We start from the raw sequence: 23294 nt of genomic DNA, 5'->3' as shown, positions 1-23294 counted from the left end.
GGCCATGGGGAACCCGCTCCTGCTCTTCTACGCCCGACCGGCGCAACGGCGCCGCCAGTCCGGGCGACGGCAGCAGGTGTGCGTCCCGACGCACGCCCCGTCGACCGACGCGATCTTCCTGGCGTTGCGGCGCATGCGCACCCCGCTGATGGTGCTGATCGGCATCCTCTCGGTGTCGGTGTTCGGTCTGTCGTTCATCCCCGGGGTGGACGAGCAGGGGCACCCCTACCGGATGAGCGTGTTCGACGCGTTCTACTTCATGAGCTACACCGCCATGACGATCGGTTTCGGCGAGGTCCCGCACCCGTTCACCACGGCGCAGCGCATGTGGGTGACCGCCTCGATCTACGGGACCGTGATCGGGTGGGCCTACGCGATCGGCGCGCTGCTGGCGCTGACCCAGGACCAGGCCTTCCAGGAGGCCCTGGCGATGCAGCGCTTCCGCCGCAAGGTCAACGCGATCCGCGAGTCGTTCTACATCGTCGTCGGCTACGGGCAGGCGGGTCGCAAGGTGTGCCGCGAGCTCGACGAGGCCGGCCGCCGCGCGGTCGTCATCGACACCCGGCGCGAGCGGATCGAGCGAGTCGCCGGTGACGAGCACTACGCGGACACCCCCGCCCTCGACGCAGACGCCAGCGTGCCCGGGGTGCTGGGCCTCGCCGGCCTCGGTCATCCTCGGCTCGAGGGGGTGCTCGCGCTCACCGACGACGACACGGTCAACCTCGCCGTCGTCATCGCCGGCGACCTGCTGCGCCCCGAGGTGCCGGTCATCGCACGGTGCTCGAGCCAGATGATCGAGGAGCGGATGCACGACTTCGCACCCGCGGCCGTCATCAACCCGTCGGACCGCTTCGGTGGCTACCTCATGCTGGCGCTGCAGCGGCCCACGACCTACCGCCTCGTGTCCTGGCTGATGGCCTCGACCGGCTCCGCGCTGCCGGCCAAGCCCGAGCACCTGCAGCGGGGCCGCTGGGTGGTGTGCGCCGACGGCGCGTTCGGCCACGAGGTGCAGAGCGACTTCCACGCGGCCGGGATGCAGTGCGACCTGGTCGGGCCGGACGTGGGGCACCCCGACCTGCACGGCGTCGCCGGGTTCATCGCGGGCACCGACAACGACACGCTCAACCTGGCCCTCGCCGAGCACGCCCGGCGTGCCGACGCCGACATCTTCGTCGCCGTCCGGCAGCAGACCGAGACCAACGAGACCCTGGTGAAGGCGCTCGGGGTCGACTCCGTCTTCACGCCGACGGACCTGGTGGCCACCGAGGCGCTCGCCCGGGTGATCACCCCGACGTTCTGGTCCTTCGTGGAGCACGCGCTGGTCCAGGACGACGAGTGGTCGGCACAGCTCTTCGAGCGGATGCGGCGCAGCTGCGGCAACTTCACCCCCGAGCGGCGGCTCATCACCATCCGACGGTCAGAGGCCCCGGCACTCACCCGATGGCTGCGCACCCGACCGCTCACCCTCGGTGAACTCTGCACCGACCCGGCGGACCGCTCGCAGCAGCTCGACGTCGTGGTCCTGGTCCTCACCCGCGACGGCACGCCGACCTTCGTCCCCGGGCCCGACACCGAGCTCCAGCGCGGCGACGAGCTGCTCCTCGCCGGTCGCTCGACCGCACTGGACGACCTCGAGCAGGTCCTCGCCTACGACTCCCTGCTCGACTACGTCGCGACCGGCAACGAGGTGCCCACGTCGTGGTTCTGGCGGTTGCTCACCCGTCGGCACCTCACCTCCCGGCGCTGAGCGGGGCGGCCGGCGGGGAGGTCTGCCGGCACATCAGCTTGAGCGCTGGGAGGGTGAAGTCCTCGCCGTAGGGCTGCTTGGTCACGTCCCCGGGAGGGAAGATCCGCCCCGTCACCCCCGCCGCCGCTCGGGTCCGCCCGTCGGGGGTGGAGACGACGGATGCCAGCGTCCCGAAGGTCGCTCCGTTGTGCCCGTAGACCATTCGCTTCGAGCCCTTGGGTGCGCACGGGTCCGGCATCGAGTAGAGCCCGAGGCCGTAGCGCAGCGGCGTCTGGCTGCGCGCGGTCTTCATCTGGTTGAGGCTGCCCTTGGAGGTGAGCCGGCCGGTGAACAGCGCGCCGGTGAACGCGTTGAGGTCGGCCGTGGTCGAGATGACCGCCCCCGCGCTGGAGAAGACGCTGGCGTCCTGGACGAACGGGTGCACGGTCTTGTCGACCCAGTGCTCTCCGAGCATCCGGCGTGGGGTGCGGGCGTCGACGGCGAAGGTGCTGTGCGGCATGTGCGCCTTGTTGAACACCCGCTGGCGCAGCACCTTCTTCATGGGCGCGCCGGTGATCTTCTCGATCATCAGGCCGACGACCACGTAGTTGGTGTTGGAGTAGGAGAAAGCCGTGCCGGGCTTGGCGCCCCACTTCTGCGCCAGCGCGAGGCGCACCAGGTGCTGATCGGTGTAGGACTGGGCGTAGGCCTCGTCCACGCTCAGTCCGGCCGCCTGCTGCTCCTCGGCCACGCCGAGCAGGAACTCGGGGAGTCCGCTGCGGTGGCTGAGCAGCTGCTCGAGCGTCACGTCGCCGTGGCCGGGCAGCAGCCCGGGCAGCACCTCGTCCACGCGGGTCTGCAGGGTCCACCGCCGCTCGTCGACGAGCTGCATCGCGACGGTAGCGACCATGGTCTTGGTGATGGAGCCGACTCGGAAGGCGTCGCCCGCGCGGGCCGCCTGGGTGGTGCCCGCCCTGCGGACGCCCGCTGCGGACGACCAGGTCGCCTGACCGCGCTGCACGGCCCCGACCGCGCCGACCCCCTGGCCGGCGACCATCGTGTCCAGCAGGTCCTGCAGCGGCTGGTCCACCGGGCGCTTGCCGGTGAGCGAGGTCTCGGTGACGGTGGGTGCCGATGCTGCGGCAGCCACGGCGGGCGCGGTCAGGGTGGTGGCCAGGGTGACACTCAGGCCGACGACGGTGCCAGCGGCGATCGTCCGGTGGGCGGCGCTGCGCTTCATGACGTTCTCCTTGGTGTGGTGGGTCGAGATGTCCTGCTTCGTGTGCCTCCACCCTCGCTCACTCCACGGTCGTCCGCCTCCCCCGTGAGGCGGAGGTCGCTGTCGCCCTCGGCGGCGCCGCGGGACAACCTGAGCCCAGCCTGAGGAAGGGCGCATTGTGCGCGCGGGCGAGCGTTTGTGCAAACAACCTGCCTAAGCGCGCTCTCAGGGCCCTCTCGTTATGTTCATCGGTGATCTTCGCGCCGTGATCCAGATCACCCGTCCGGTCCCGCGGTGCAGCCCAGCACGTAGGACAAAGGCGCAGCATGAGCAGCTCGGCTGCCGCCGTCGACAACTAGCCGGTCAAGAGTCTGATCCCCTATCGGATGGACCGTCTCCCGTGGGCGAAGTTCCACTGGATGGTGGTCGTCGGCCTCGGTATCTCCTGGATCCTCGACGGTCTGGAGATCCAGCTCGTGTCCATGGGTGGATACGAGAAGACGCTCAACATGAACAGCACCGAGGTCGGACTCACCGCCACGGTCTACCTCGTCGGTCAGGTGGTGGGTGCGCTCACGCTCGGCCGGCTCACCGACACCTGGGGCCGCAAGAAGCTCTTCATCATCACCCTGGCGATCTATCTGATCGGCTCGGGCATCGCCGGCTTGTCGATGAACGTGTGGTTCCTCTGGCTCTTCCGGTTCATCGCCGGCCTCGGCATCGGTGGTGAGTACACCGCCATCAACTCGGCGATCGACGAGCTGATCCCCGCGAAGTACCGCGGTCCCGTCGACCTGGCGGTCAACGGGACCTACTGGGCCGGTGCCATGCTCGGTGCGGCCGCGTCCTACATCGTGCTGAACCCGGACTACGTGCCGTCCGACTGGGGCTGGCGCATCTCGTTCTTCATCGGTCCGGTGCTCGGTCTGATCATCATCTGGCTGCGCCGGCACATCCCGGAGTCGCCCCGCTGGATGGTGACGCACGGCCACGCCGAGGAGGCCTCGCAGATCGTCGACGACATCGAGGCCTCGGTCCAGGCCTCCGGCAAGGAGCTCGCGCCGGTCGACGAGAGCGAGTTCATGTGGATCAAGGCCAAGGAGGAGCTGCCCTTCCGGGACGTCATGAACGTCTTCTTCAAGAAGTACCCGGACCGCACCTTCCTCGGCATCCCCATGATGGTGACGCAGTCGTTCCTCTACAACGCGATCTTCTTCACGACCGCCATGGTGCTGAAGAACTTCTACCACGTGTCCGAGAACGGCGCGGCGCTCTACTTCTTCCCCTTCGCGCTGGGCAACCTGCTCGGCCCGTTGCTGCTCGGCCCGCTGTTCGACACGGTCGGACGTCGCAAGATGATCTTCGGCTCGTACTTCTTCGCCGGTGCCGTGCTGCTGTCGGCCTTCTTGTTCAAGGCGGGGGCGCTGAACGCCATGACCCACACGCTGCTGTGGTGCATCGCCTTCTTCTTCGCCTCGGCGGGTGCCTCGTCGGCCTACCTCACGGTGTCCGAGATCTTCCCGCTGGAGGTCCGCGGGCAGGCGATCTCCTACTTCTTCGCGGTAGCCCAGCTGGTCGGCTCCACGGGTCCGGCCCTGTTCGGTGCGCTCGTCGGTGACGGCACCGACCGCGGTGGTCTGTTCTGGGGCTACGTGCTCGGCTCCGTCGTGATGATGGCCGGCGGCATCATCGCCTGGTTCTTCGGCGTGGACGCCGAGGGCAAGGGCCTCGAGGACATCGCCGACCCGCTGTCCAAGTACGACGACGACGACCTCCAGGTCGTCTGAGGGGATGGTCATGGCTGAAGAACCTGTGATCGTCGTCGGGGTGAGTCCCCGGGCGGGCTCGCCGTTCGCCCTGCAGTGGGCGATGGCTCAGGCCGACCGGATCGGTGGCCGCGTCGTCGCCCTGCGCGCCTGCAAGACGGCCCCCGCCAACGCCAGCACCCGTCCGGGTGTCTCACCGCTGGCCCACGACGAGAGCGCCGTGGCGAACGAGGCGCTGGCGGACCTTGAGCGGTCGGTCGTCGCGATCCTCGGCACCGACCACGGGGTCGAGCTGAAGGCCGTCGAGGGTGGACGCCGGAGCGTCCTCGTCGAGGCCTCCAAGGGGGTCGACCTGCTCGTCGTCGACGCCCCGCGCAGCGTCAACCCGAGCTCGGACGCGGTGTTCGCGCGGCGCCTGCTGGACCGGGCGCACTGCCCTGTCGTGGTGATGCCGCCGACCATCTCCGGCGAGCCGCCCACCTGGCTGGCCCACACCGCTCGGGTCCTCGGCGACAACGTGCTCCGGTCCGCCGGCACGGCCGGTCGCCCCGGTCTACCGCCCCTGCAGCCGTAGCGTCTGCGCCATGAGCATCCGCGTGGGCTACCAGATCCCGAGCTTCAGCTACCCCGGGGGCGATCCCCGAGCGATCTTCCCGACGGTCGTGCAGCAAGCCAGGGAGGCCGAGGACGCCGGCGTCGACTGCGTCTTCGTGATGGACCACTTCTATCAGCTGCCCGGCCTCGGGACCCCGGACCAGCCGATGATGGAGGCCTACACGCTGCTCGGGGCGCTGGCCGCCTCGACCGAGCGCATCCAGCTCTCCGCGCTCGTGACCGGCAACACCTACCGCAACCCCACGCTGCTCGCGAAGGCGGTCACCGCCCTCGACGTGATCAGCGGGGGTCGCGCGGTGCTCGGGATCGGGGCCGGCTGGTTCGAGCTGGAGCACCGCCAGCTCGGGTTCGACTTCGGCACCTTCACCGACCGGTTCAACAAGCTCGACGAGGCGCTGCAGATCCTGCAGCCGATGCTGCGCGGCGAGCGCCCGACCGTCCAGGGCCGGTACTACCGGACCGAGGAGGCCATGAACGAGCCGCGGGTGCGTGACGACCTGCCCATCCTCATCGGCGGGTCCGGTGAGAAGAAGACGTTCAAGTTCGCCGCCCGGCACGCCGACCACCTCAACCTCATCTGCGACGACACCCTGATCCCCACCAAGCTCGCGGCCCTCGCGCAGCGGTGCGCGGAGGAGGGCCGGGACCGCTCGACGCTGGAGACGAGCTACCTCGGTTTCGTGTTCAGCGACGACGACGGCGACCGGGCCCGCGCGATGCACGCCGACTACGCCCGGTCGCTCGGCATGGATCTCGACGCCATGCCCGAGGAGGCCCGCCGCGCGGCGACCGCGCGCCACTTCGTCGGCTCGCCCGACGAGATCGCGGCCCAGGTCAAGCAGCGGGTGATCGAGCCGGGCGTCGACGGCTTCGTCTTCAACCTCGTCGCGACGGGACACGTCCCGGGCGAGGTGGCCAAGGTGGCCACGGCGCTGCGCACAGTGATCGAGTGAACCGGTAGCGCTGCCGCCGCGGCCCCGCGGGTGGCAAGGTGTCCAGATGGACTAGTCCTGAGCGTCCATGATCCGAGACGAGCCGGAGAAAGATCCTCCCACGGGTGGATTCTCCGAGCCGTCGGTCATTGGGAGGCTGAGGCATGGTCAGAGATGACGCTCACATCCGGGTCTGTCACGTACGGGAGGACGGGACGACCGGAGAGCTCGTCGCACGGGGGTGGCTGGCCCGGGCTGATCTCGTCGTCCTTGCAGGGGGGACGGCGGGGTCACCCGCACTACCACTTCGAGTCCTCGTCCCGGGAGCCCCGGGCGAGGAGCCAGAGGAGCTCGAGGTCAAGACCGTCCACGCGGGGCAGGGGGCCGCGTGGACGGTCTTTGCCGTGGAGCTGTGGGACCCCAGCCACGCCCGTCCCGTAGACCAGGCGCCGGCCGCGCTGCTCGACCAGCTGCGACCGCACGCCCGCAACGCCTCGCTCGGCGTCGACTCGATCGATGGTGGCGGGGACGACCCGCAGCAGCCACAGCGCGCGGAGGGCAAGCCGTGGTGGTGCCAGGTCTGGCCCAAAGCACCCGGGTGTTCCTGACCGGCCGGCCACCGCGCCCCGGCCTGGTCCTGGCGGAGCGCCCCCGGCACACTGGTCCCGTGGTGGACCTCCTCGTCATCGTGCTGTGCATCGGCTTCGATCTCGTCATGTCGGGATTCCCCACCGAGCTGCGCGCCGGCGGCCACCTGCCGGTGTGGGTGGTGCCGGTCGCGACCACCGTCGTCTACGCGGCGCTGTACTGGCGCAACCGACGCCCCACCGCCGTGTTCACGGTGCTCTGGGCGTTCAGCCTGCTGAGCGCGCTGCTCGTCGCCGACTTCATCCCCTTCGTGGGGCTGTTCATGGCGCTCCTCGCGGCGGGACGCCACCTGCCGCGCCGGGTCAGCGTCGGGTTCGTGGCCATCGCGCTCGCCCCCTTCGCCGTCAACACGGTCAATGCCCAGCAGCACACCCACGCCAGCGTCGCGAGCAGCCTGCTCGTCTTCCTCGTCTGGGTGGTGCTGGCGGTCGGGTTCTGGCTCGTCGGCTATCGCGAGCGGCGGGTCCGGACGCGCCACCAGGAGGCGGAGGAACGGCTGACGGCCGAGGCGCACCGCGCGGTGGCCGCGGAGCGCCAGCGGATCGCCCGTGAGCTGCACGACTCGCTCGCCCACTCGATCACCGCGATGACGCTGCAGGCGGCCGGGGCCAGCTCGCTGCTGGCGCTGCCCGCGGCCACGGGCGCGGGGGGTGCGCGTGTCGCCGAGGCCCACCCTGCCGCCGCCCCCGAGAGCTCGCCCGACGCCCTGCCCGACTCACGGGTCACGGGGGCCCTCGGCTCGATCCAGACCACGGGGGCCGAGGCCATGCGTGAGCTGCACCGGCTGCTCGGGGTGCTGCGCACGCAGGGCACCATCGAGGGCGACGACGGCCTGGGCTACCTGGATCGACACCGGCTGGAGGACCTCGCACCGTTGCTCGCGGCCAGCCGGGCGGGCGGGCTGCAGGTCGAGCTCGTCACCGAGGGGACGCCCGTCCCGCTGGACCCGAGCGTCGACCTCGCCGGCTACCGCGTCGCCCAGGAGGCGCTGGCCAACGCCATGAAGCACGCCGGCCGGGGGGCGACCTGCGGGGTCTACCTCGTCTGGACGCCGGACACGGTCTCGCTGCGGGTCCGCACGACCGCCGGATTCGTGTCCGAGGGCGAGCGGTTGGCCTCGGGCGGCTTCGGGCTGGTGGGTCTCGCCGAGCGAGTAGAGCTCGTGGGCGGGACCTTCGAGGCCGGTCCGGTGGAGGGCGGCTTCATCACGTCCGCGACGCTGCCGACCCGCGACGCCGGATCTGGCGAGATCCCTGTCGTGCGAGAGGAGCTCGCGTGAACCCCCCGGTCGGTGGCGGGACGGCCGGCGCGCCGCCGGACGATCTGGGTGGGCCGATCCGGGTCGTGATCGTCGACGACCAGGAGCTCGTCCGGGCCGGCATCTCGATGATGCTGAGCATCCACCCTGACATCGAGTTGGTCGCCGAGGCGACCGACGGGGCCGGGGCCGTGGCGACGGTGCTCGCCGAGCGTCCCGACGTCGTCCTGATGGATGTCCGGATGCCCGGGATGGACGGGGTCGAGGCCACCCGGCGCCTCACCGCCGAGCAGGCTGACGACCCCGATCACCTGACGAAGGTCCTGGTGCTGACGACGTTCGCCGACGACGACGCGCTCTACAGCGCGCTGCGGGCCGGAGCGAGCGGGTATCTGCTCAAGCACGCCGCCCCGACCGACCTGGCCGCGGCCGTCCGCCGGGTCGCCGGCGGGGACGCCTGGATCGACCCCGTCGTGGCACCGCGGGTCATCACCATCCTGCGCGAGCTCTCGACGGGCTCGCCCTCGCAGGAGCGCGCGATCGAGGCGCTCACCGAGCGCGAGCGCGAGGTTCTGGTGCTGATCGCGCGGGGACGCACCAACACCGAGATCGGGCGTGACCTGGTCATCAGCGAGGCCACCGTCAAGACGCACGTGTCCCGGATCCTGATGAAGTCCGGCTCCCGCGACCGGGCGGCCGCCGTCGCGCTGGCCTACGAGAGCGGTCTGGTTGTCCCCGGTCAGGCCTGAGCTGGGGCGTCGGGGAGCCGGCCGAGCAGCCGGTCTACCTCGACGACGACGATCACGCGCTCGGGGTTGGCCCGCGGCTGCCGGAACCGCTGCGCGTAGAGCTCCTCTGCGGCAGCGAGCGTGGCCGCGTCCCGGGCGACGTGCGCCCGCCCTTCGACGCTCACCCAGTGGCGACCGTCGATCTCGCACAACGAGACTCGCGCGTCCCCGCCGGCCGATTCCACGTTGTGCACCTTCTGCGAGGTGCTCGAGGCGAGGACCAGCAGACGCCGACCGGCGCGGTCGACCACCGGCGCGACGGGCACCGTGTGCGGGGTGCCGTCACGGCGCAGCGAGGTGAGGCTCGCGTAGCGTCGCTCGCCCCAGAAGTCGTCGAGCCGCGGGTCCTGCCAGTCCAGCCGATGGGTGCTCACCGGCCTATCGTGCCCTGCGCCGGGGGTCGGCGGCCGGCGTCGGGTGCCGGCGTGCGGATCAGGTCAGCGGACGGGGAGCCCCTGGGCCACCCAGGCGGCGACGTCTCCGTCGACCACGCGGACGAGCAGCCGGTCCGCGGTGTGGGCCGCACGCAAGGTGCGCGCGGCCCGCTCGGCGAGCTGCGGCGTCGCGGCGAGGATGGTCACGTCGAGCGGCTGGTCCTCTTCGCGCAGCATCGTCTCGCCCGCCGCGACGGCGACGGCCGTGGCGAACCGGCGGGGCCAGTCGAGCAGCTGCTGGGGGAGCGTCAGCACGTCACCGGTCAGTGCCTCGTCGACCCGCGCCTCGCGGCCCTCGTGCACCTGCACCAGCAGGGTCCGACCGTAGAGCGCGCGCTGGAAGGCCATCCGCGGGCACACCGACTCGCTCGGCCGCGCCGCACGGGGGCGACGCGTGGTCGTGAACAGCGAGGTGATCTCGGCGGCAGAGGGGGCGAGGCCGGGCTGTGCGGTCATGGCACCACTGTAGCGTCGCAACGTTACCGTGTCCATAACTTAGTATTATGGGGTGCGTGGTTCGAGCGGACGCGGCCGCAATGGCAGGATGGGTGCGACGCACCCGATGCAGCACGCCATCAGCAGCGCGCTGCAGCAGCACGTTGCAGCACCCCCAGGAGGTCTGATGTCCGGCCAGCGCGACGCCCAGGCGGCCACCGTGGCGGCGTACTACACCTACGTCGACGCCGACGACGTGTCGGCGCTCGTCGACCTGTTCGCCCCCGACGCGGTCTACCGCCGGCCCGGCTACGAGCCGATCCAGGGGCACGCGGGGCTGCGGGAGTTCTACACCGGGGAGCGGGTGATCGTCTCCGGGCGCCACCAGGTGCAGACCATGGTCATCGAGAGCGACACCGCGGCGGTGTCGGGGACCTTCGAGGGCGAGCTGCGCGACGGGTCCAGCGCGAGCCTGGAGTTCGCGGACTTCTACACCTTCGACGAGACCGGCCGGTTCGCGAGCCGGCAGACCTTCTTCTACGCGCCGCTGGTCTAGCCGCTGGGGGGCGGACTCAGTCCGGGAGCCGGATGACGTCGACGCCGACCTTGAGCGTCGACTTCTTCGACTCGGTGAAGATCACGCCCTTGAGCGGCGAGACGTCCCGGAAGTCCCGGCCCCAGGCCGTGACGATGTAGCGCGAGTCGGCCAGGTGGTCGTTGGTCGGATCCAGGTCGACCCACATCGACCCGCCGCCGGGCCGCGGCACCATCACGCTCGTCCACGCGTGGGTGGCGTCGGAGCCGGCGAGCTTGGGCTTGCCGGGTGGCGGCACCGTCTCGATGTAGCCGCTGACGTAGCGGGCCGGCAGCCCGTGCACGCGCAGGCAGGCGCTCGCGAGGTGCGCGAAGTCCTGACACACGCCCTCGCGGGAGGTGATGATCTCGGGCAGTGTGGTCTTGGTGGTCGTGGCGCCCTTGGTGTAGCGGAAGTCGCTGTAGATCCCTCGCGTCAGCGCGAGGATCGCCTCGCCGAGCGGTCGGTCGGGCCACAGGTGGCTGCTGGCGTACTCGTGGACCTCGGCCTCGAAGCTGACCAGCGGCGAGGGCAGCAGGTAGGTCTCGGCCTCGACCGGGTCGACGAGCGGGTCGGTCCGCAGCCGCTCGGCCGCGGAGGCGACGGTGAACGCGTCGAGCTCGTCGAGATCTACTGCGGGCCAGTCGACCTCGACGACGCTCCTCTTCGTGACGACCAGGCTCTGGTGCGGGCGCAGGATCTCGACGTAGTGGCTGAAGTTGCCGAAGAAGTCGACGTGCTCGCCGAGCACGTCCGGCTCGGGCTCGATGGAGATGTCGTGCGACTGCACGGCCTGGTGCGGCGTGAGCCGGGGACGCAGGCACGCCCGACCGTAGGACGCGGTGACGTCGTCGTCGTAGGTGTAGGCCGTCTCGTGGCGCACCTCGTAGCGGCGCGGTGTGTGGTGCTCGGGACGCATCGTGGGGTTGGACTCGATGGCCATGTCAGCGCCTCCCCATCAGCTCGGCCACCATGAACGAGCGCTGCGGCGCCTGGTGGACGAAGTGCGTCGCCTCGATGTCGTCCGCGAGCGAGCGCAGCCGCTGCTCGAGCGCGATCAGCAGGTCGACCAGGTCGAGCCGGCCACCTTGGCACACCTCGTCGATGTCGACGGCGCGCAGCATCGTGACGATCTCGCGGATCTCGGTCGCGAGCCGCACGTCGGGGACGATCGACAGGTCCTCGCCGAGCCGGTCCATCTGGTAGGCCACGGACCGGGGGTTGGTGCCGTCGAGCAGCAGCAGGTCGACGGCCGAGCCGATCGGCGTGGCGGGCCCCAGGCCGGCGGCCATCCGCCGACGGTGCGTGATGACGCTGTCGCACGCGCGCAGCACGGCCTCGGTGAGCTGGCCGTCGACGATCGGCGGTCGCTCGATCGCCAGCGTGTTGCGCAGCAGTCGGGTGATGACCTGGGCACGCTCGATCCGGCGGCCGGCGTCGATGAAGGCCCAGGTCGAGTCGCGCACCAGCCCCTCGGCGACGATGCCGGACAGGGCCAGCAACGACTCGAGGCTCTTGGCGCCGACCGGCTGGATCTGGCTCTCGCTGCCCTCGGCGAGCGCCTCGGCCAGGGTGCGGTCGAGCCGGGACAGCACCGACCAGATGTCGGAGGAGAGCTGCTCGCGCACGTCGGAGGCGGTCTGACCCGCCCGCCGGGCGTAGAACGCGACCGACCCCACGACGTCGGGTGCGGTGAGCAGGGTGCGCAGGTGCTCGAACGGGTGGGCGAGCCGATCTTCGGCGCCCACCCCGGTGAAGCCCGGACGCACGGTGGTCACCTCGGTGACCGCCTGCAGCGTCGCGGTCATCGCGCTGAAGCCGGGGGTGCTCGGGCGGTTGATGTTGTCGGCGGCGAGGTTGTCGGCCACCACGAGCAGGCGGGTCGTCGCCTCGGCGCGCTCGGTGTAGCGGCCGCACCAGTAGAGGTCCTCGGCGCTGCGGGGGGCGAGGGTGATGCCGCGGGTCTGCGCGGGCTGCGGCGCGAGGCGCACCCGGCCGAGCTCACCCGCGTCGGTGCGGTCGCGCTCGCGGTGCTCGGCGTCGGGGGACGACAGCACCCAGACGTCCTTGGACAGGGCGCCGGTCTGGTTCGTGACGAGCAGCGAGTTCGCCTCGGTGGCGACGCGGCCGAGACCTCCGGGCATGACGTGATATCTGCCGCCCTCGGCGAGGGCGAAGGTGCGCAGCACCAGGCTGCGGGGCTGCAGCCCCGACGGCGTGACGATCGGGGCGGTCGAGAGCGGCATCGGCTCTTGCGCCGTCCAGGCCCACGGCTGCGCCTCGATCGAGCGGCGGTGGTCCTCGAGCTCGGCGGCGGACAGCTCCCACCCGAAGATGTGTGGTCGACCGGAGGCTCGCGAGATCGGGCGGAGCACCAGCTGGTCGAGCCGGGCGAGGACGTGTCGGCGGGCGACGTCGTCACCGCACCACCAGGTCTCGGCGTGCGGGAGCTCCAGGTCCTCGCCGAGCACCGTGCGGGAGACCTCGGCGAGGTAGGGCAGCAGGGCGGGGTTCTCCAGGACGGCGGCGCCGAGCGGGTTGACGACGCTGACGACCCCGCGGCGGGTGGCCTCGACCAGGCCGGGCACCCCGAGCCGGGACTCGGGCCGCAGGTCGAGGGAGTCGGAGTAGTCGGCGTCGACCCGCCGCAGCATCACGTCGATCGGCTCGAGGCGACCGGTGGTGCGCAGCCACACCCGGCCGCCGCGCATGGTCAGGTCGTCGGACTGCACCAGCGGGCGGCCGAGCAGCGTGGCGGTGAAGGCCTGGTCGAACGCGGTCTCGCTCCAGACCCCGGGGGTGAGCAGCACAACCCGGGGCCGGTCGTCGGTGTGCGGGGCCACCTCGTCGAGCGCCAGCTGCATCCGGTCGAAGAAGCCGCGCAGCCGCCGGATGCCGGTGCTGCGGTGCAGCCCCTCCATGGACCGGGCGATGAGCCGGCGGTTGGCCATGGCATAGCCCGCCCCGGACGGAGCCTGGGTGCGGTCGCTCAGCACCACCCACGCGCCGTCGCCGCTGCGGGCGAGGTCGGTCGCGTGCAGGAACAGCTGGCGCTCGGTGGGGAGCCGGGTGCCCACGGCCGCCGAGAGGAAGCCGGGGTGACCGAGGACCGCGGCCGCCGGGATCCGGCGCTCGCGCAGCAGCCGCTGCGAGCCGTAGAGATCAGCGAGGACCAGGTCGAGCAGCCGGGCCCGCTGGTCCAGGCCCCGCTCCAGGGCGGCCCACTGCGCGGCGTCGATGATGAGCGGCAGCGGGTCGACCTCCCACTGGCGGCCGGCCGCACCCTCGGAGCCGGAGCCGTAGGTGATGCCGTCGTCCTGCACCAGGCGGCGGACCGCGGCGCGGCGCGCCATCAGCCCGGCCGCGCCGAGGGACTCGATCGTCTCGGCGAGGTCTATGGCCTCCGGGCGCACCGCGGAGCCGTCGACGAGCTCGTCCGACACGGAGGTGACCGGCGGCGCCGGGTGGCGTAGATCCGCCGCAGCAACTCCGCTGGCGTCGTGGCGGACTCGAGCCCGGTAGGCGTCGAGGAGCCCGGATGCGCCGAGGTCCGGGGCGCTGCTGGTTGCGCTCACTCCCACACCCTAGATCGTCAGCGGTGGCCCCTGTCGAACCGGCGCAGGTCCACCGTGACGGGATACTCACCCGTCGCGGTGCTCTGCGGTCCGATCAGGGCCTGCGTGGTCGGCCAACCGGTCATGTCGATGGGGCCCGTGGTGTGCCCGTGCGCGTGGAACCGCGAGGCGCGGCGCGACTCGGCGGCCGCCGCGTTGACGGGGTAGTCGTCGTAGGCCCGGCCGCCGGGGTGCACCACGTGGTAGGTGAAGCCGCCGAGGGACGTGCCGTTCCAGGTGTCGACGAGGTCGAAGACCAGCGGCGAGTGGATGCCGATCGTCGGGTGCAGCGCCGACGGCGGCGCCCACGCGCGGAACCGGACGCCGCCGACCTTGGCCGAAGCCGGGGCGCCGGCCGTGGACTCCGAGCCCAGCCCCCAGCCCGCACCGGCGGTGGAGACCAGCGGCACCGGGACGCCGTTGCAGGTGACCACGTGCCGGCCCTCGACCAGGCCCTGGACCGCGATCTGCACGCGCTCCACCGAGGAGTCGACGTAGCGCGAGGTGCCGGTGAGCGACACCTCCTCGCCGAGGACGTGCCACGGCTCGATCGCCTGGCGCAGCTCCAGGTGCACGCCGGCCACGTCGACCTCGCCGAGGCGGGGGAAGCGGAACTCGAGGAACGGGTTGAACCACGCCTCGTCGAACTGCGGCACGGCGGTCCCGTCCGGGCCCTCGGCTGCCGTCTCGGCGAGGTAGCGGTTGAGGTCGGCGACGACGTCGCGCAGGTCGGCGGCGGCGAACGCCGGCAGCAGGAACCGGTCGTGCAGCCGGGTGCCCCAGTTGATGAGCGGCGCGCGGTAGGGCTCGTCCCAGAACCGGGCCACGAGGGTGCGCACGAGCGCGGCCTGCAGCAGCGACAGCCTCGGGTGCGGCGGCATCTCGAAGCCGCGCATCTCGAGCAGACCCAGGCGGCCCCGCTCGGAGTCCGGGCTGTAGAGCTTGTCGATGCAGAACTCCGAGCGGTGGGTGTTGCCCGTGATGTCGGTGAGCAGGTGGCGCAGCAACCGGTCGGTCAGCCACAGCTGGGAGGTGCTGCGGCGGGCGCGCCGCTCGTCCCAGGTCTCGTCGACCGAGCGGTCGGCCTCGATCTCGCTCGCCGGATCGTGGTTGACCTGGGCGTCGGCCAGCATCGCGTCCAGCTCGCTGAACGCCAGCTCCAGCTCGTAGAGCGTCTCGGGCCGGCCCTCGTCGACGCGGGGGCTCTGGCTGGTCGGGCCGATGAACTTGCCGCTGAACACGTAGGACAGCCCCGGGTGGTGCTGCCAGAAGGTGATCAGCGAGCGCAGCAGGTCGGGCCGGCGCAGCATCGGCGACTCGGCCGGGGTGGAGCCACCGAGGGTGATGTGGTTGCCGCCGCCGGTGCCGGTGTGGGTGCCGTCGGTGTCGAACTTCTCGGTGGCGAGGCCGGCGTGCCGGGCGTCGTCGAACAGCGTGGTCGTGAGCTCCTCGAGCTCGTCCCAGCTCGACGTCGGCATCACGTTGACCTCGATCACCCCGGGGTCCGGCGTCACGGTGATCGTCTTGGTGCGCGGGTCGCCGGGCGGCGCGTAGCCCTCGAGCACGACCTTCGTGCCCGTCTCGGCCGCGGCGGACTCGATGGCGGCCAGGAGGTCTACGGCATCCTCGAGGCGCTGCAGGGGCGGGAGGAACGCGAAGAGGTGCCCCTCGCGCTGCTCGATGACGAGCGCGGTGCGGGGGGAGGTGTCGATGGGCAGCACCGGCGCCGGCCGCACCGACTCTGCTCCGCCGGAGGGCTCGCCCGAGGGCAGGTCGCCCCGCTCCTCGAAGGTGGACCGCTCGGTCTCCGCGGGGGCCTCGCCCCAGGCCACGGACGACAGCGGCAGGCGCAGCCCCATCGGGCTGGTGCCGGAGGTGAGGAAGACGTGCCGGCGGCGCATCCGCCAGCGGGCGGTGGCCCAGCCCTCGCCGTCGGGGTCGGGGAAGACGGGGATGATCCAGCCGGCGGGCGTGCCGACCGTGGCGTCGTGCCGGTCGACGATGCCCGCGCGTCCGGTCTCGGAGGCGAGCGCCGGGTCGTCCGGCTCGACGTCGTCCTCGGGCCGGTCGCCGCGGGGCTGGCGCGCCTCGGCGAGGACCGTGTCGAGCGGGTCCTCGTAGCCCGGTAGCACCAGGTCGTCGCCGATGCCGAGCCGCGCCGCGATGGCGTGCGCGAGCACACGGGCCTTGTCGGCGGCCTCCGTCGGCGTGTCGAGGTAGGGGCCGGGCGACCACGGCTCGTCCAGCAGCGCGGGGTCGCGCCACAGTGGTTCGCCGTCGGTGCGCCAGGTCAGGCCGATCTGCCAGCGCGGCAGCGGCTCACCGGGATACCACTTGCCCTGGCCGTGGTGGGTGATGCCGCCGGTGGCCCAGCGTCGGCGGAGCAGCTCGGCGAGCTCGGCCGCGCGCTCGCGCTTCTCGGGGCCGTCTGCGGCGGACTCCCACTGCGGGGTCGCGGTGCCGAACGCCGACACGAAGGTCGGCTCGCCGCCCATCGTCAGCCGCACGTCCCGGTCGGAGAGGATCGAGTCGACGTGCCGACCGAGGGCGGCGACCTGCTCCCACTGCTCGTCGGAGTAGGGCTTGGTGACGCGCGGGTCCTCGTGCACGCGGCGGACGGTGTTGGAGAACTCGAAGTCCACCCCGACGAAGTCGGTCGCCCCCGAGATCGGGGCGGCGGCCGAGGGGTGCGGGGTGCAGGACAGGGGGATGTGGCCCTCGCCGGCGAACAGGCCGGAGGTCGCGTCCAGGCCGATCCACCCCGCGCCGGGCACGTAGACCTCGGCCCAGGCGTGCAGGTCGGTGAAGTCGGCGGCCGGTCCGTCGGGTCCGTCGATGGAGCTGATGTCGGAGGTCAGCTGGACGAGGTAGCCCGAGACGAACCGCGCGGCGAGGCCGAGCTCGCGCAGCACCGACACGAGCAGCCAGGCCGAGTCGCGGCACGACCCGAGGGCCTTGGTCAGGGTCTCGTCGGGCGACTGGACACCGGGCTCGAGCCGCACCGTGTAGGCGACGTCGCGCTGGACGGCCTGGTTGACCGCGACCAGGAAGTCGACGATCCGCATGCCGCCGGACTTCTCGCCGTCGGCGTCGACGGTCACCGGTTCGGGCTTCGGGACGTGCTGGTCGATCCACTCGAGCACCTGGGCGCTGGGACCCGACCCCGGTGCGCCGTCGTCGACCCGGCGCAGGTAGGGTTCGAGGTCGGAGCGCAGGTCGGCCGGGTAGCTGAAGGGGACGTGCTCGGCGTAGTCCTCCACGAAGAAGTCGAACGGGTTGATCACCGTCATGTCGGCCACGACACCGACGTTGATCGACAGCTCGCTGGCGGGCTCGGGGAAGACCAGACGGGCGAGATAGTTGCCGAAGGCGTCCTGCTGCCAGTTGATGAAGTGATTCTTGGGCGTGATGTCGAGCGAGTAGGCCTCGATCGGGGTCCGCGAGTGCGGTGCGGGCCGCAGCCGCACCGTGTGGGGGTGGATGGTGACCGGCCGCTCGAAGCGGTAGGTCGTCCGATGGTCGAGAGCCACTCTGATCGTCACGTGCCCACCGTAGGGCTTGAGCGTGCGGTGCGCGTACCTGGGAGGTTTCGGGTGGGTAAACCCACGCGCGACTGCGGGATCGACGACGATCTCGGGAGGGGATCGGACCAGGAGGTGAGGACGGCGGTGGAACGACGGCGACGGTTGCAGTGGCGTCGGTTGCTGTCCTACCAGCTCGGCGGACCCGGACGGGTGTGGGCGGCGACGCCCGAGGCCAGTCGCGTGGGGGCCGCCTGCGTCGTCATCATCGCCGCGACGGTCACCCTCCTCGCGCTGCTCGGCGGCCAGCTCGGGTCCTTCCTCGCCGGCGGCCCGCTCGTCCTCCCGGAGCTGCCGGACGGCTGGTGGGCCGCGCTGCTCGTGGTCTGGGCGATGGTGAACCCCGTCGTCATCCGCACCCGCCTGATCATCAACCTGCTCATGATGGACACCGGCGTGCTGGGCTTCTGGCTGGTCACCCTGCCGGGTCACACCGTGCTGATGCTCTGGCTCGCGGTCGTCATCGTCGTCGAGCTCGCCACCCGCCACATGGTCGCGATCGCGTTCGTCAACATGACGATCGTGGTGCCGCCGCTGCTGACCGCCACCACGATCTACCTGATCGTCTCGACGCTGTGGGGTGGTGCGCTCGGGTCGGCGGTCGGGGTCGCCCTGGCCTGCGCGGCCTACGCCCTCGGGCAGCCCGCGATGATCGACCTGTTCGACCGCTTCCTCGCCAACGCGGGGGAGGTGCGCTGGTGGCAGCACCGGTACGTCTGGGCGATGCTCGGGCCGCAGGTGCTGCTCGGACTGATCGGCTGGTTCGTCGGGACGGTGCTGGCCCCCGGGCCGGTCCGGCCGCTCGTGCTGGCCGCCGCGATGGTCGCCTTCGTCGTCTCGGCGCGCTGGGTCAACAGCCGCTTCGAGAGGCGCCGTCGCGCGGCGCTGGTCGAGCGGGCCGATGCCGCGATGGCGAGCGCCGGTGACATCGACGCCCTGCTGCACGCGCTCGTCGAGCACAGCCAGGAGCTGCTGCGCGGGTCGCACGTGCACCTGCGGCCGTGGCCGCCGCGCTCGACCAGCCGGCTGTCCGGCCTGCCGGTCGTGCGCGGCCAGGACGAGATCTGGCTGGTCGCCGAGCTGGGACCGTTCGAGGGGGTCTACGAGCCGTTCGACCGGGTCGCGCTCGAGGAGATGACCGAGGCCGCAGGCCGCGGCATCGAGCGCCGCGGCGCCGTCGACCGGGCTGCCTGGTCCCGCCGCCGCGACCCGCTCAGCGGGCTCGCCACCGCCGACGTGATCGAGAGCCGGCTGCGCGACATCACGGGCGGCCCCACCGAGCCGATCGGGGCGCCGCCGGTCGCTGTGCCAGCCGTCGTCGTCGTCGACGTCGCAGGCTTGCCGCTCGCCGCCGACGAGTGGGCGCAGACCCGCAGCGTGGCCGCCGAGACGCTCGTCAACGTGCTCGGGCAGAGCATCGGGCAGGCGGTGCCCCGGCCGGCGACGGTCGGTCGGATCGGCGCACGCTTCGTCGTGGTGCTGCCGGTCGCGCGCACCGAGGAGGAGACTCAGCTGGTGGCTGTCGACCTGCTCGCCGTCGTCGGGGGTGAGCTGAAGACCGGGTACCCACCCGTCCCGCTGCGCGCCAGCGTGGGCTACGCCTGCTCGGCGACGCTCGACGGGCCCACCCTCTATGCGCTCGCCGTGCGGGCCGTCGCGCGGGTCCAGCACGGTGGCGGCGGGGCCGTGGTGGGTGAGCGCTGGTGATGCTCCCGCTCTTCCCCCTCGGCACGGTCCTGTTCCCGGGGCGGCCGCTCCCGCTGCGGATCTTCGAGCCGCGCTACGTCGCGCTGCTCGCCTCGGTCATCGGCGGTCGGAACCCCACCCGCGAGCTCGGCGTCGTCACCGTCCGGGCGGGTCGCGAGGTTGGTGCCGGCGGCTTCGTGGCGACGTCCGACGTCGGCTGCTCGGCGGTCGTGCAGCACGCGGCCCCCACCGGGGACGGCGCCTTCGAGGTGCTGGTCCAGGGCGCGCGGCGCTTCCGCGTCGATTCCGTAGACCTCCCCGAGACTCCCGGGGGCGCGGGCTACCAGCGCGCTCAGGTGCGCCTGCTGGACCCGGGTGGCCGCGAGGCAGCCGACCTGGCCGAGCCTGCTCGCCGCCTGCTCACCGCATATCACGGCTACTGCGACCTGGTCGGCGCCCAGCCGCTCGACCTGGCCGACGGTCCGCCCGAGGCCCTCGCGTGGACGGTCGCCGACCTCGTGCCGCTCGCCCTGACGGCGCGCCTGGAGGTCCTGGCCGTGGACGACCCGGTCGCCCGCCTGGAGCTGGTCGGCGGGCTGGTCACGACCGAGATCGACCTGGTCCGCGAAGTGCGGGCGTTCCCCCGCACCCAGCCGCTGGAGGCGCCGACGCCGAACTGAGGCCGCCACCCGGCGGCCAGGGCCCGGCGCGACGCCGAGCCGGCTCAGGGCCCGGCGCGGCGCCGACCCAGGCAACGGTCTACCAGGGTCTACAGGTAGACAACCGCCTGCGGATCCTCGGTAGGCAGCCCGCCGTCGGCGACCGCGGTGACGGTCAGGTCACCGAGGACCAGCCCGCCGGACTGGGTGGTGAGGAAGGACGTCTCGCCGGCGTCCGCGCCGGTCGCGATCCGCACGAGCGACGCGCGGGGTGCGAGCCGCGTCGCGTCGACGACCTGCCAACGGCCGTCGAGCGCCGCCTCGACCACGGCGTGGAAGTCCATCGGCGTCAGCCCGGGGGCGTAGACCGCGACGAGACGGGCCGGGATGCCGCAGGCCCGCAGCATGGCGATGGTCAGGTGCGCGAAGTCGCGGCAGACGCCTTCCTGGGCGAGGTAGGTGTCGACGGCGCCGTCGGTGGGCCCGCTCGAGCCGGGGACGTAGAAGAGGTTCTCGTGGACCCAGTCGACGATCCGGTCGATCAGCTCCTGCCCGGCCAGGCCTTGGAACCGCTTGGACCCGATGATCGCGAGCTTGTCGGACTCGGCGTAGCGCGAGGGCCGGCAGAACTGCACCGCCTCGTAGGCGGTCACGATGCCGCCGGGCGCCGAGCCGCTCGTGGTCGCGGCGTAGTCCATCACCAGCTGCCCGGCGGGGATGCCGTTGGCGAGGTGCAGCCGCCCGCCGAACGGCGCCTCGATCTCCTCGAGCACCATCTGCTGACCGTCGACGGTCACGGTGAGTGTCTCGTCGGTAACGGCGGGACCGGTCGGCGTGGTCGCGACGGCGACCGAGAAGACCAGATCGGAGACCGTGGTCACCTGGGCCTCGACGTGCGCGGTGACCGAGACCGACGTCGGGTGCTGGTTGGTGTCGATGGTGCGGTCGTTCACGGGTGGGTGTCCTCCTTCGGAGCGGTGGTGCTCGCGGTGGTGCTGCGCGGCGAGATCTGCACGAGCAGGTCCTCGGTGAGCTCGTCGAGGGAGCCGATGACAGCGGCGCAGCGGTCGAGCACGTCCTGGGCGGGTGGGTGGAAGTGCGGCGGCAGGGCGATGACGGTCATCCCGGCCGCGAGCGCCGACCGGATGCCGTTGGTGGAGTCCTCGATCGCGGCGCACCGGGTGGGGTCGACCCCGAGCAGCTGGCAGACCCGCAGGTAGCCGTCCGGCGCGGGCTTGCCGGCGGCGACCTCCTCGGTGGACACGGTGGCGCCGAAGAGGTCGGTCACCCCCATCTCGTCCAGCGCGGCCGTGATGAGCACCCGCGGCGAGGAGGTGGCCAGCCCGATGGGCCGCTCGGCCGCCATCCGACGCACGGCCGCGACGGCGCCCGGGACGAGCGTCAGGTCGCGGTGGTACTGCTCGACCATGGCGTCGATGGTCTCCTGGGCGGCCTCCTCGGGGGTGCCGGGCAGCCCGACGGTCTCGACCAGGTAGGAGCTCCACTCGGGCGTGCTCATGCCCATCATCGCCTGGGTCGCGCCGTCGGGCCACGGCCGGTCGTGCCGGGCGGCCAGGTCGCGGCGGATGTCGTCCCACACCGCCTCGGTGTCGGTCAGCGTGCCGTCCATGTCGAAGACGAACGCGTCGAACGGGGTCTGTGCGGGAGCGAGCATGACGCCATCCTCTCCCGGTCGCGGCGGCGGGGGCGGATCCGTCCAGCACGGGTCACGCGGTGACGCGGTGCGCCGCCGCGGGTCACGCCGTGACGCGGTGCACCCCCGCCGGCCACGGCACCTCGCGTCGCCCCGTGGCGAGCTCGGCGTCGCGCTCCAGGCGCACCCGGCCGGTCTCGTAGCGCGACTCCACCAGGGACACGAGCGTGGCGGTGCAGGTCAGCGGCCTGGCCACCCGGTCTACGGGGACGTCGCGGAGCGACTCGGTGAAGGTGTCCTCGGTGAGGACGTACGGCGCGAGCACGACCGCCCGGTGCGTGGGGGTGCGGGCGGCTTCGAGCGTGGCCGTGACCGTGGCGGCATCGGGCCGCTCGGCGACGAGCACCCGGCCGGGCCAGCTGCGGCGGACGTGCTCGGCGACCAGCTGCAGGTCGTCGGCCGCACCCGGGTGCTCGTGCGGACCCGCGATGATGATCGTGTCGCCGAGCTGCGCCCCGCAGGAGTAGACCCGGTCGAGCAGGATGCTCGCGAGCATCGGGTCCGGCCCGAGCACCCCGCCGCTCACGACGCCGCGGGCCGGGACGGGCGTGAGGAGCTCGGGCGGCAGCTGCGGCAGGCGTGCGAGCAGCAGCGGCACGAGCACGCCCTGGCGGCCGCGGCGGTCGAGGTCGACCACGATCTCCTCGAGCGAGGGCCACATCCCTGCGGGCTGGGCCACGTGCACCTCGATGCCCGGGCGTCGCCCGGAGATCGCGCGGACCAGGCAGTCGAGCATCGCCGTTCGATGCCGGGACGGTGGCGTCGTCTGCACGAGGACGAGATCCGGCGCCCGGGTGGGCGCCCCGGTGACCCGTGCAGGCACCCCGCCGCCCCGGGCTCGGACGGTTGTCGGCAGACTCATGACGGCCTCCCTGTGGTCGCGCCGCTGGTGTCCGCCCACGCTAGTTCGGTCGGGTTTCGGCGGGGCTCACGTCGTGTTTCGGCCAGGAAACGAGGTCCTCACCGCCGTCGGCTCGGCGCGACTACGGCAGCCGCCGCACCAGCCGATCCTCGTCGGCGGGCTCGAAGCCCACGCCCAGCAGATAGCTCCGGTGGCCCGCGGTCGCGGGGTGGGCGACGACCTCGCGCACGCCCAGGTCCTTCAGCGCTGCCGCGCCGGCCCCGTAGATCCATCGGCCGATCCGCGAGTCACGGTAGGCCGCCATGACGTAGTCCAGGCGCAGGTCGAGGACCGACCCGTCGGGGTCGGTGCGGCGCCCGACCAGGGCCCCGGCGGGCAACCCGTCGCGGGTGAGCAGCAGCGCGACGTCCTCAGGGTCTACCCGCGTGAAGCCGGGCTGGGACCGGGTGATGTCGCGCTCGTGGGAGTGCAGGAAGTCCAGCAGGAAGGGCGCATCGGCGGCGATCGGGACGGCGCCGAGGTCGCGGCCGCCGCGGCGCAGCTCCTGGCGGAGATACCAGACGTTGATGCCGGCGATGATCGCGTTGGACACCACCACCGGCCAGCTCCCGATGAGCAGTCCGTAGACCACGAACGTCACCGACCCGACGAGCGAGATGGTGCGCAGCCGCACGACCGAGCGCATCGCGAGGGACACGACGATCAGGGCCGACGCGAGATAGCCGATCAGCTCCGTCGTCGAGAACATGCGCCCAGGCTAGCCACCTGGACGCCACCGCATGG

The 23294-nt window shown here is 72.1% G+C and carries 20 protein-coding genes; 10 read left to right on the top strand and 10 right to left on the bottom strand.

Features of this window, described 5'->3' with window-relative positions:
• Positions 1-4 precede the first annotated feature (4 nt).
• Positions 5-1747, top strand: a complete 1743-nt coding sequence (locus tag MM440_RS02910; protein ID WP_241441677.1) for an NAD-binding protein — start codon at positions 5-7, stop codon at positions 1745-1747.
• Here the strand turns inward: MM440_RS02910 and MM440_RS02905 are convergent.
• Positions 1731-2966, bottom strand: a complete 1236-nt coding sequence (locus tag MM440_RS02905) for a serine hydrolase domain-containing protein (RefSeq protein ID WP_241441676.1) — start codon at positions 2964-2966, stop codon at positions 1731-1733. The two genes, MM440_RS02910 and MM440_RS02905, sit on opposite strands and share 17 nt — an antisense overlap.
• Positions 2967-3331: 365 nt before the next feature.
• Between MM440_RS02905 and MM440_RS02900 the strand changes: the two genes are divergently transcribed.
• The 6 genes from MM440_RS02900 (at position 3332) to MM440_RS02875 (ending at position 8913) form a co-directional block, all read left to right on the top strand.
• The gene (locus MM440_RS02900; RefSeq protein WP_241441675.1) at positions 3332-4732 is read left to right on the top strand and encodes an MFS transporter; all 1401 of its coding nucleotides are present in this window, start codon (positions 3332-3334) and stop codon (positions 4730-4732) included.
• Between the two features lie 10 nt (positions 4733-4742).
• Positions 4743-5285 carry a universal stress protein gene (locus tag MM440_RS02895; RefSeq protein ID WP_241441674.1) on the top strand — a complete coding sequence of 181 codons (543 nt, stop codon included), beginning with the start codon at positions 4743-4745 and terminating at the stop codon, positions 5283-5285.
• A 10-nt stretch (positions 5286-5295) separates the two neighbouring features.
• The gene (locus MM440_RS02890) at positions 5296-6279 is read left to right on the top strand and encodes an LLM class F420-dependent oxidoreductase (RefSeq protein WP_241441673.1); all 984 of its coding nucleotides are present in this window, start codon (positions 5296-5298) and stop codon (positions 6277-6279) included.
• Between the two features lie 143 nt (positions 6280-6422).
• Positions 6423-6866: a hypothetical protein gene (locus MM440_RS02885; RefSeq protein ID WP_241441672.1), complete on the top strand. Its 444-nt coding sequence runs from the start codon at positions 6423-6425 to the stop codon at positions 6864-6866.
• Positions 6867-6925: 59 nt separating this feature from the next.
• Positions 6926-8185 carry a sensor histidine kinase gene (locus tag MM440_RS02880; RefSeq protein ID WP_241441671.1) on the top strand — a complete coding sequence of 420 codons (1260 nt, stop codon included), beginning with the start codon at positions 6926-6928 and terminating at the stop codon, positions 8183-8185.
• Positions 8182-8913, top strand: a complete 732-nt coding sequence (locus MM440_RS02875; protein WP_241441670.1) for a response regulator — start codon at positions 8182-8184, stop codon at positions 8911-8913. The genes MM440_RS02880 and MM440_RS02875 overlap by 4 nt, the downstream gene beginning before the upstream one ends.
• On the opposite strand, the gene MM440_RS02870 is transcribed toward MM440_RS02875, so the two are convergent.
• On the bottom strand, positions 8904-9326 hold the full coding sequence (locus MM440_RS02870; RefSeq protein WP_241441669.1) for a pyridoxamine 5'-phosphate oxidase family protein: 423 nt from the start codon (positions 9324-9326) through the stop codon (positions 8904-8906). The two genes, MM440_RS02875 and MM440_RS02870, sit on opposite strands and share 10 nt — an antisense overlap.
• Before the next feature lie 63 nt (positions 9327-9389).
• Positions 9390-9842 (bottom strand): hypothetical protein, encoded by a 453-nt coding sequence (locus MM440_RS02865; RefSeq protein WP_241441668.1) that lies wholly within the window; start codon positions 9840-9842, stop codon positions 9390-9392.
• A gap of 166 nt (positions 9843-10008) precedes the next feature.
• Between MM440_RS02865 and MM440_RS02860 the strand changes: the two genes are divergently transcribed.
• The gene (locus MM440_RS02860; protein WP_241441667.1) at positions 10009-10377 is read left to right on the top strand and encodes a nuclear transport factor 2 family protein; all 369 of its coding nucleotides are present in this window, start codon (positions 10009-10011) and stop codon (positions 10375-10377) included.
• Positions 10378-10393: 16 nt separating this feature from the next.
• Here the strand turns inward: MM440_RS02860 and MM440_RS02855 are convergent, their stop codons facing one another.
• The 3 genes from MM440_RS02855 to MM440_RS02845 are packed head-to-tail and all read right to left on the bottom strand — an operon-like array spanning position 10394 to position 17551.
• Positions 10394-11338: a transglutaminase family protein gene (locus tag MM440_RS02855; RefSeq protein WP_241441666.1), complete on the bottom strand. Its 945-nt coding sequence runs from the start codon at positions 11336-11338 to the stop codon at positions 10394-10396.
• Position 11339: 1 nt separating this feature from the next.
• A complete protein-coding gene (locus MM440_RS02850; protein ID WP_241441665.1) occupies positions 11340-13970 on the bottom strand; it encodes a circularly permuted type 2 ATP-grasp protein in 2631 nt (876 codons plus the stop codon).
• Between the two features lie 17 nt (positions 13971-13987).
• Positions 13988-17551 carry a transglutaminase family protein gene (locus MM440_RS02845; protein WP_241441664.1) on the bottom strand — a complete coding sequence of 1188 codons (3564 nt, stop codon included), beginning with the start codon at positions 17549-17551 and terminating at the stop codon, positions 13988-13990.
• Positions 17552-17677: 126 nt separating this feature from the next.
• Here MM440_RS02845 and MM440_RS02840 point away from each other — a divergent pair, with 126 nt between their 5' ends.
• Positions 17678-19297, top strand: a complete 1620-nt coding sequence (locus tag MM440_RS02840; protein WP_241441663.1) for a nucleotidyl cyclase domain-containing protein — start codon at positions 17678-17680, stop codon at positions 19295-19297.
• Positions 19297-19956, top strand: a complete 660-nt coding sequence (locus MM440_RS02835) for an LON peptidase substrate-binding domain-containing protein (RefSeq protein ID WP_241441749.1) — start codon at positions 19297-19299, stop codon at positions 19954-19956. The genes MM440_RS02840 and MM440_RS02835 overlap by 1 nt, the downstream gene beginning before the upstream one ends.
• An 89-nt stretch (positions 19957-20045) precedes the next feature.
• Here the strand turns inward: MM440_RS02835 and MM440_RS02830 are convergent, their stop codons facing one another.
• The 4 genes from MM440_RS02830 to MM440_RS02815 form a co-directional block, all read right to left on the bottom strand.
• Positions 20046-20888: a transglutaminase-like domain-containing protein gene (locus tag MM440_RS02830; RefSeq protein WP_241441662.1), complete on the bottom strand. Its 843-nt coding sequence runs from the start codon at positions 20886-20888 to the stop codon at positions 20046-20048.
• A complete protein-coding gene (locus MM440_RS02825; RefSeq protein WP_241441661.1) occupies positions 20885-21610 on the bottom strand; it encodes an HAD family hydrolase in 726 nt (241 codons plus the stop codon). Before MM440_RS02825 ends, MM440_RS02830 begins: the two co-directional genes overlap by 4 nt.
• Positions 21611-21692: 82 nt before the next feature.
• Complete coding sequence (locus tag MM440_RS02820) at positions 21693-22511, bottom strand: sirohydrochlorin chelatase (protein ID WP_241441660.1); 819 nt, start codon at positions 22509-22511, stop codon at positions 21693-21695.
• A gap of 121 nt (positions 22512-22632) precedes the next feature.
• Positions 22633-23259 (bottom strand): PQ-loop repeat-containing protein, encoded by a 627-nt coding sequence (locus MM440_RS02815; RefSeq protein WP_241441659.1) that lies wholly within the window; start codon positions 23257-23259, stop codon positions 22633-22635.
• Between the last annotated feature and the right edge of the window lie 35 nt (positions 23260-23294).

Source organism: Arsenicicoccus piscis, assembly GCF_022568835.1.
Lineage (GTDB): Bacteria > Actinomycetota > Actinomycetes > Actinomycetales > Dermatophilaceae > Arsenicicoccus > Arsenicicoccus piscis.
Note: the sequence above shows the minus strand (reverse complement) of the source record. Positions and strands in the feature narration are given on the sequence as shown.

What these genes read in the sequence shown, in the direction of transcription:
- MM440_RS02910 (WP_241441677.1), top strand. Translation starts at nt 5, where the DNA reads ATGGGGAACCCGCTCCTGCTCTTCTACGCCCGACCGGCGCAACGGCGC.
- MM440_RS02905 (WP_241441676.1), bottom strand. Translation starts at nt 2,966, where the DNA reads ATGAAGCGCAGCGCCGCCCACCGGACGATCGCCGCTGGCACCGTCGTC.
- MM440_RS02900 (WP_241441675.1), top strand. Translation starts at nt 3,332, where the DNA reads ATGGACCGTCTCCCGTGGGCGAAGTTCCACTGGATGGTGGTCGTCGGC.
- MM440_RS02895 (WP_241441674.1), top strand. Translation starts at nt 4,743, where the DNA reads ATGGCTGAAGAACCTGTGATCGTCGTCGGGGTGAGTCCCCGGGCGGGC.
- MM440_RS02890 (WP_241441673.1), top strand. Translation starts at nt 5,296, where the DNA reads ATGAGCATCCGCGTGGGCTACCAGATCCCGAGCTTCAGCTACCCCGGG.
- MM440_RS02885 (WP_241441672.1), top strand. Translation starts at nt 6,423, where the DNA reads ATGGTCAGAGATGACGCTCACATCCGGGTCTGTCACGTACGGGAGGAC.
- MM440_RS02865 (WP_241441668.1), bottom strand. Translation starts at nt 9,842, where the DNA reads ATGACCGCACAGCCCGGCCTCGCCCCCTCTGCCGCCGAGATCACCTCG.
- MM440_RS02860 (WP_241441667.1), top strand. Translation starts at nt 10,009, where the DNA reads ATGTCCGGCCAGCGCGACGCCCAGGCGGCCACCGTGGCGGCGTACTAC.
- MM440_RS02855 (WP_241441666.1), bottom strand. Translation starts at nt 11,338, where the DNA reads ATGGCCATCGAGTCCAACCCCACGATGCGTCCCGAGCACCACACACCG.
- MM440_RS02835 (WP_241441749.1), top strand. Translation starts at nt 19,297, where the DNA reads ATGCTCCCGCTCTTCCCCCTCGGCACGGTCCTGTTCCCGGGGCGGCCG.
- MM440_RS02825 (WP_241441661.1), bottom strand. Translation starts at nt 21,610, where the DNA reads ATGCTCGCTCCCGCACAGACCCCGTTCGACGCGTTCGTCTTCGACATG.
- MM440_RS02820 (WP_241441660.1), bottom strand. Translation starts at nt 22,511, where the DNA reads ATGAGTCTGCCGACAACCGTCCGAGCCCGGGGCGGCGGGGTGCCTGCA.
- MM440_RS02815 (WP_241441659.1), bottom strand. Translation starts at nt 23,259, where the DNA reads ATGTTCTCGACGACGGAGCTGATCGGCTATCTCGCGTCGGCCCTGATC.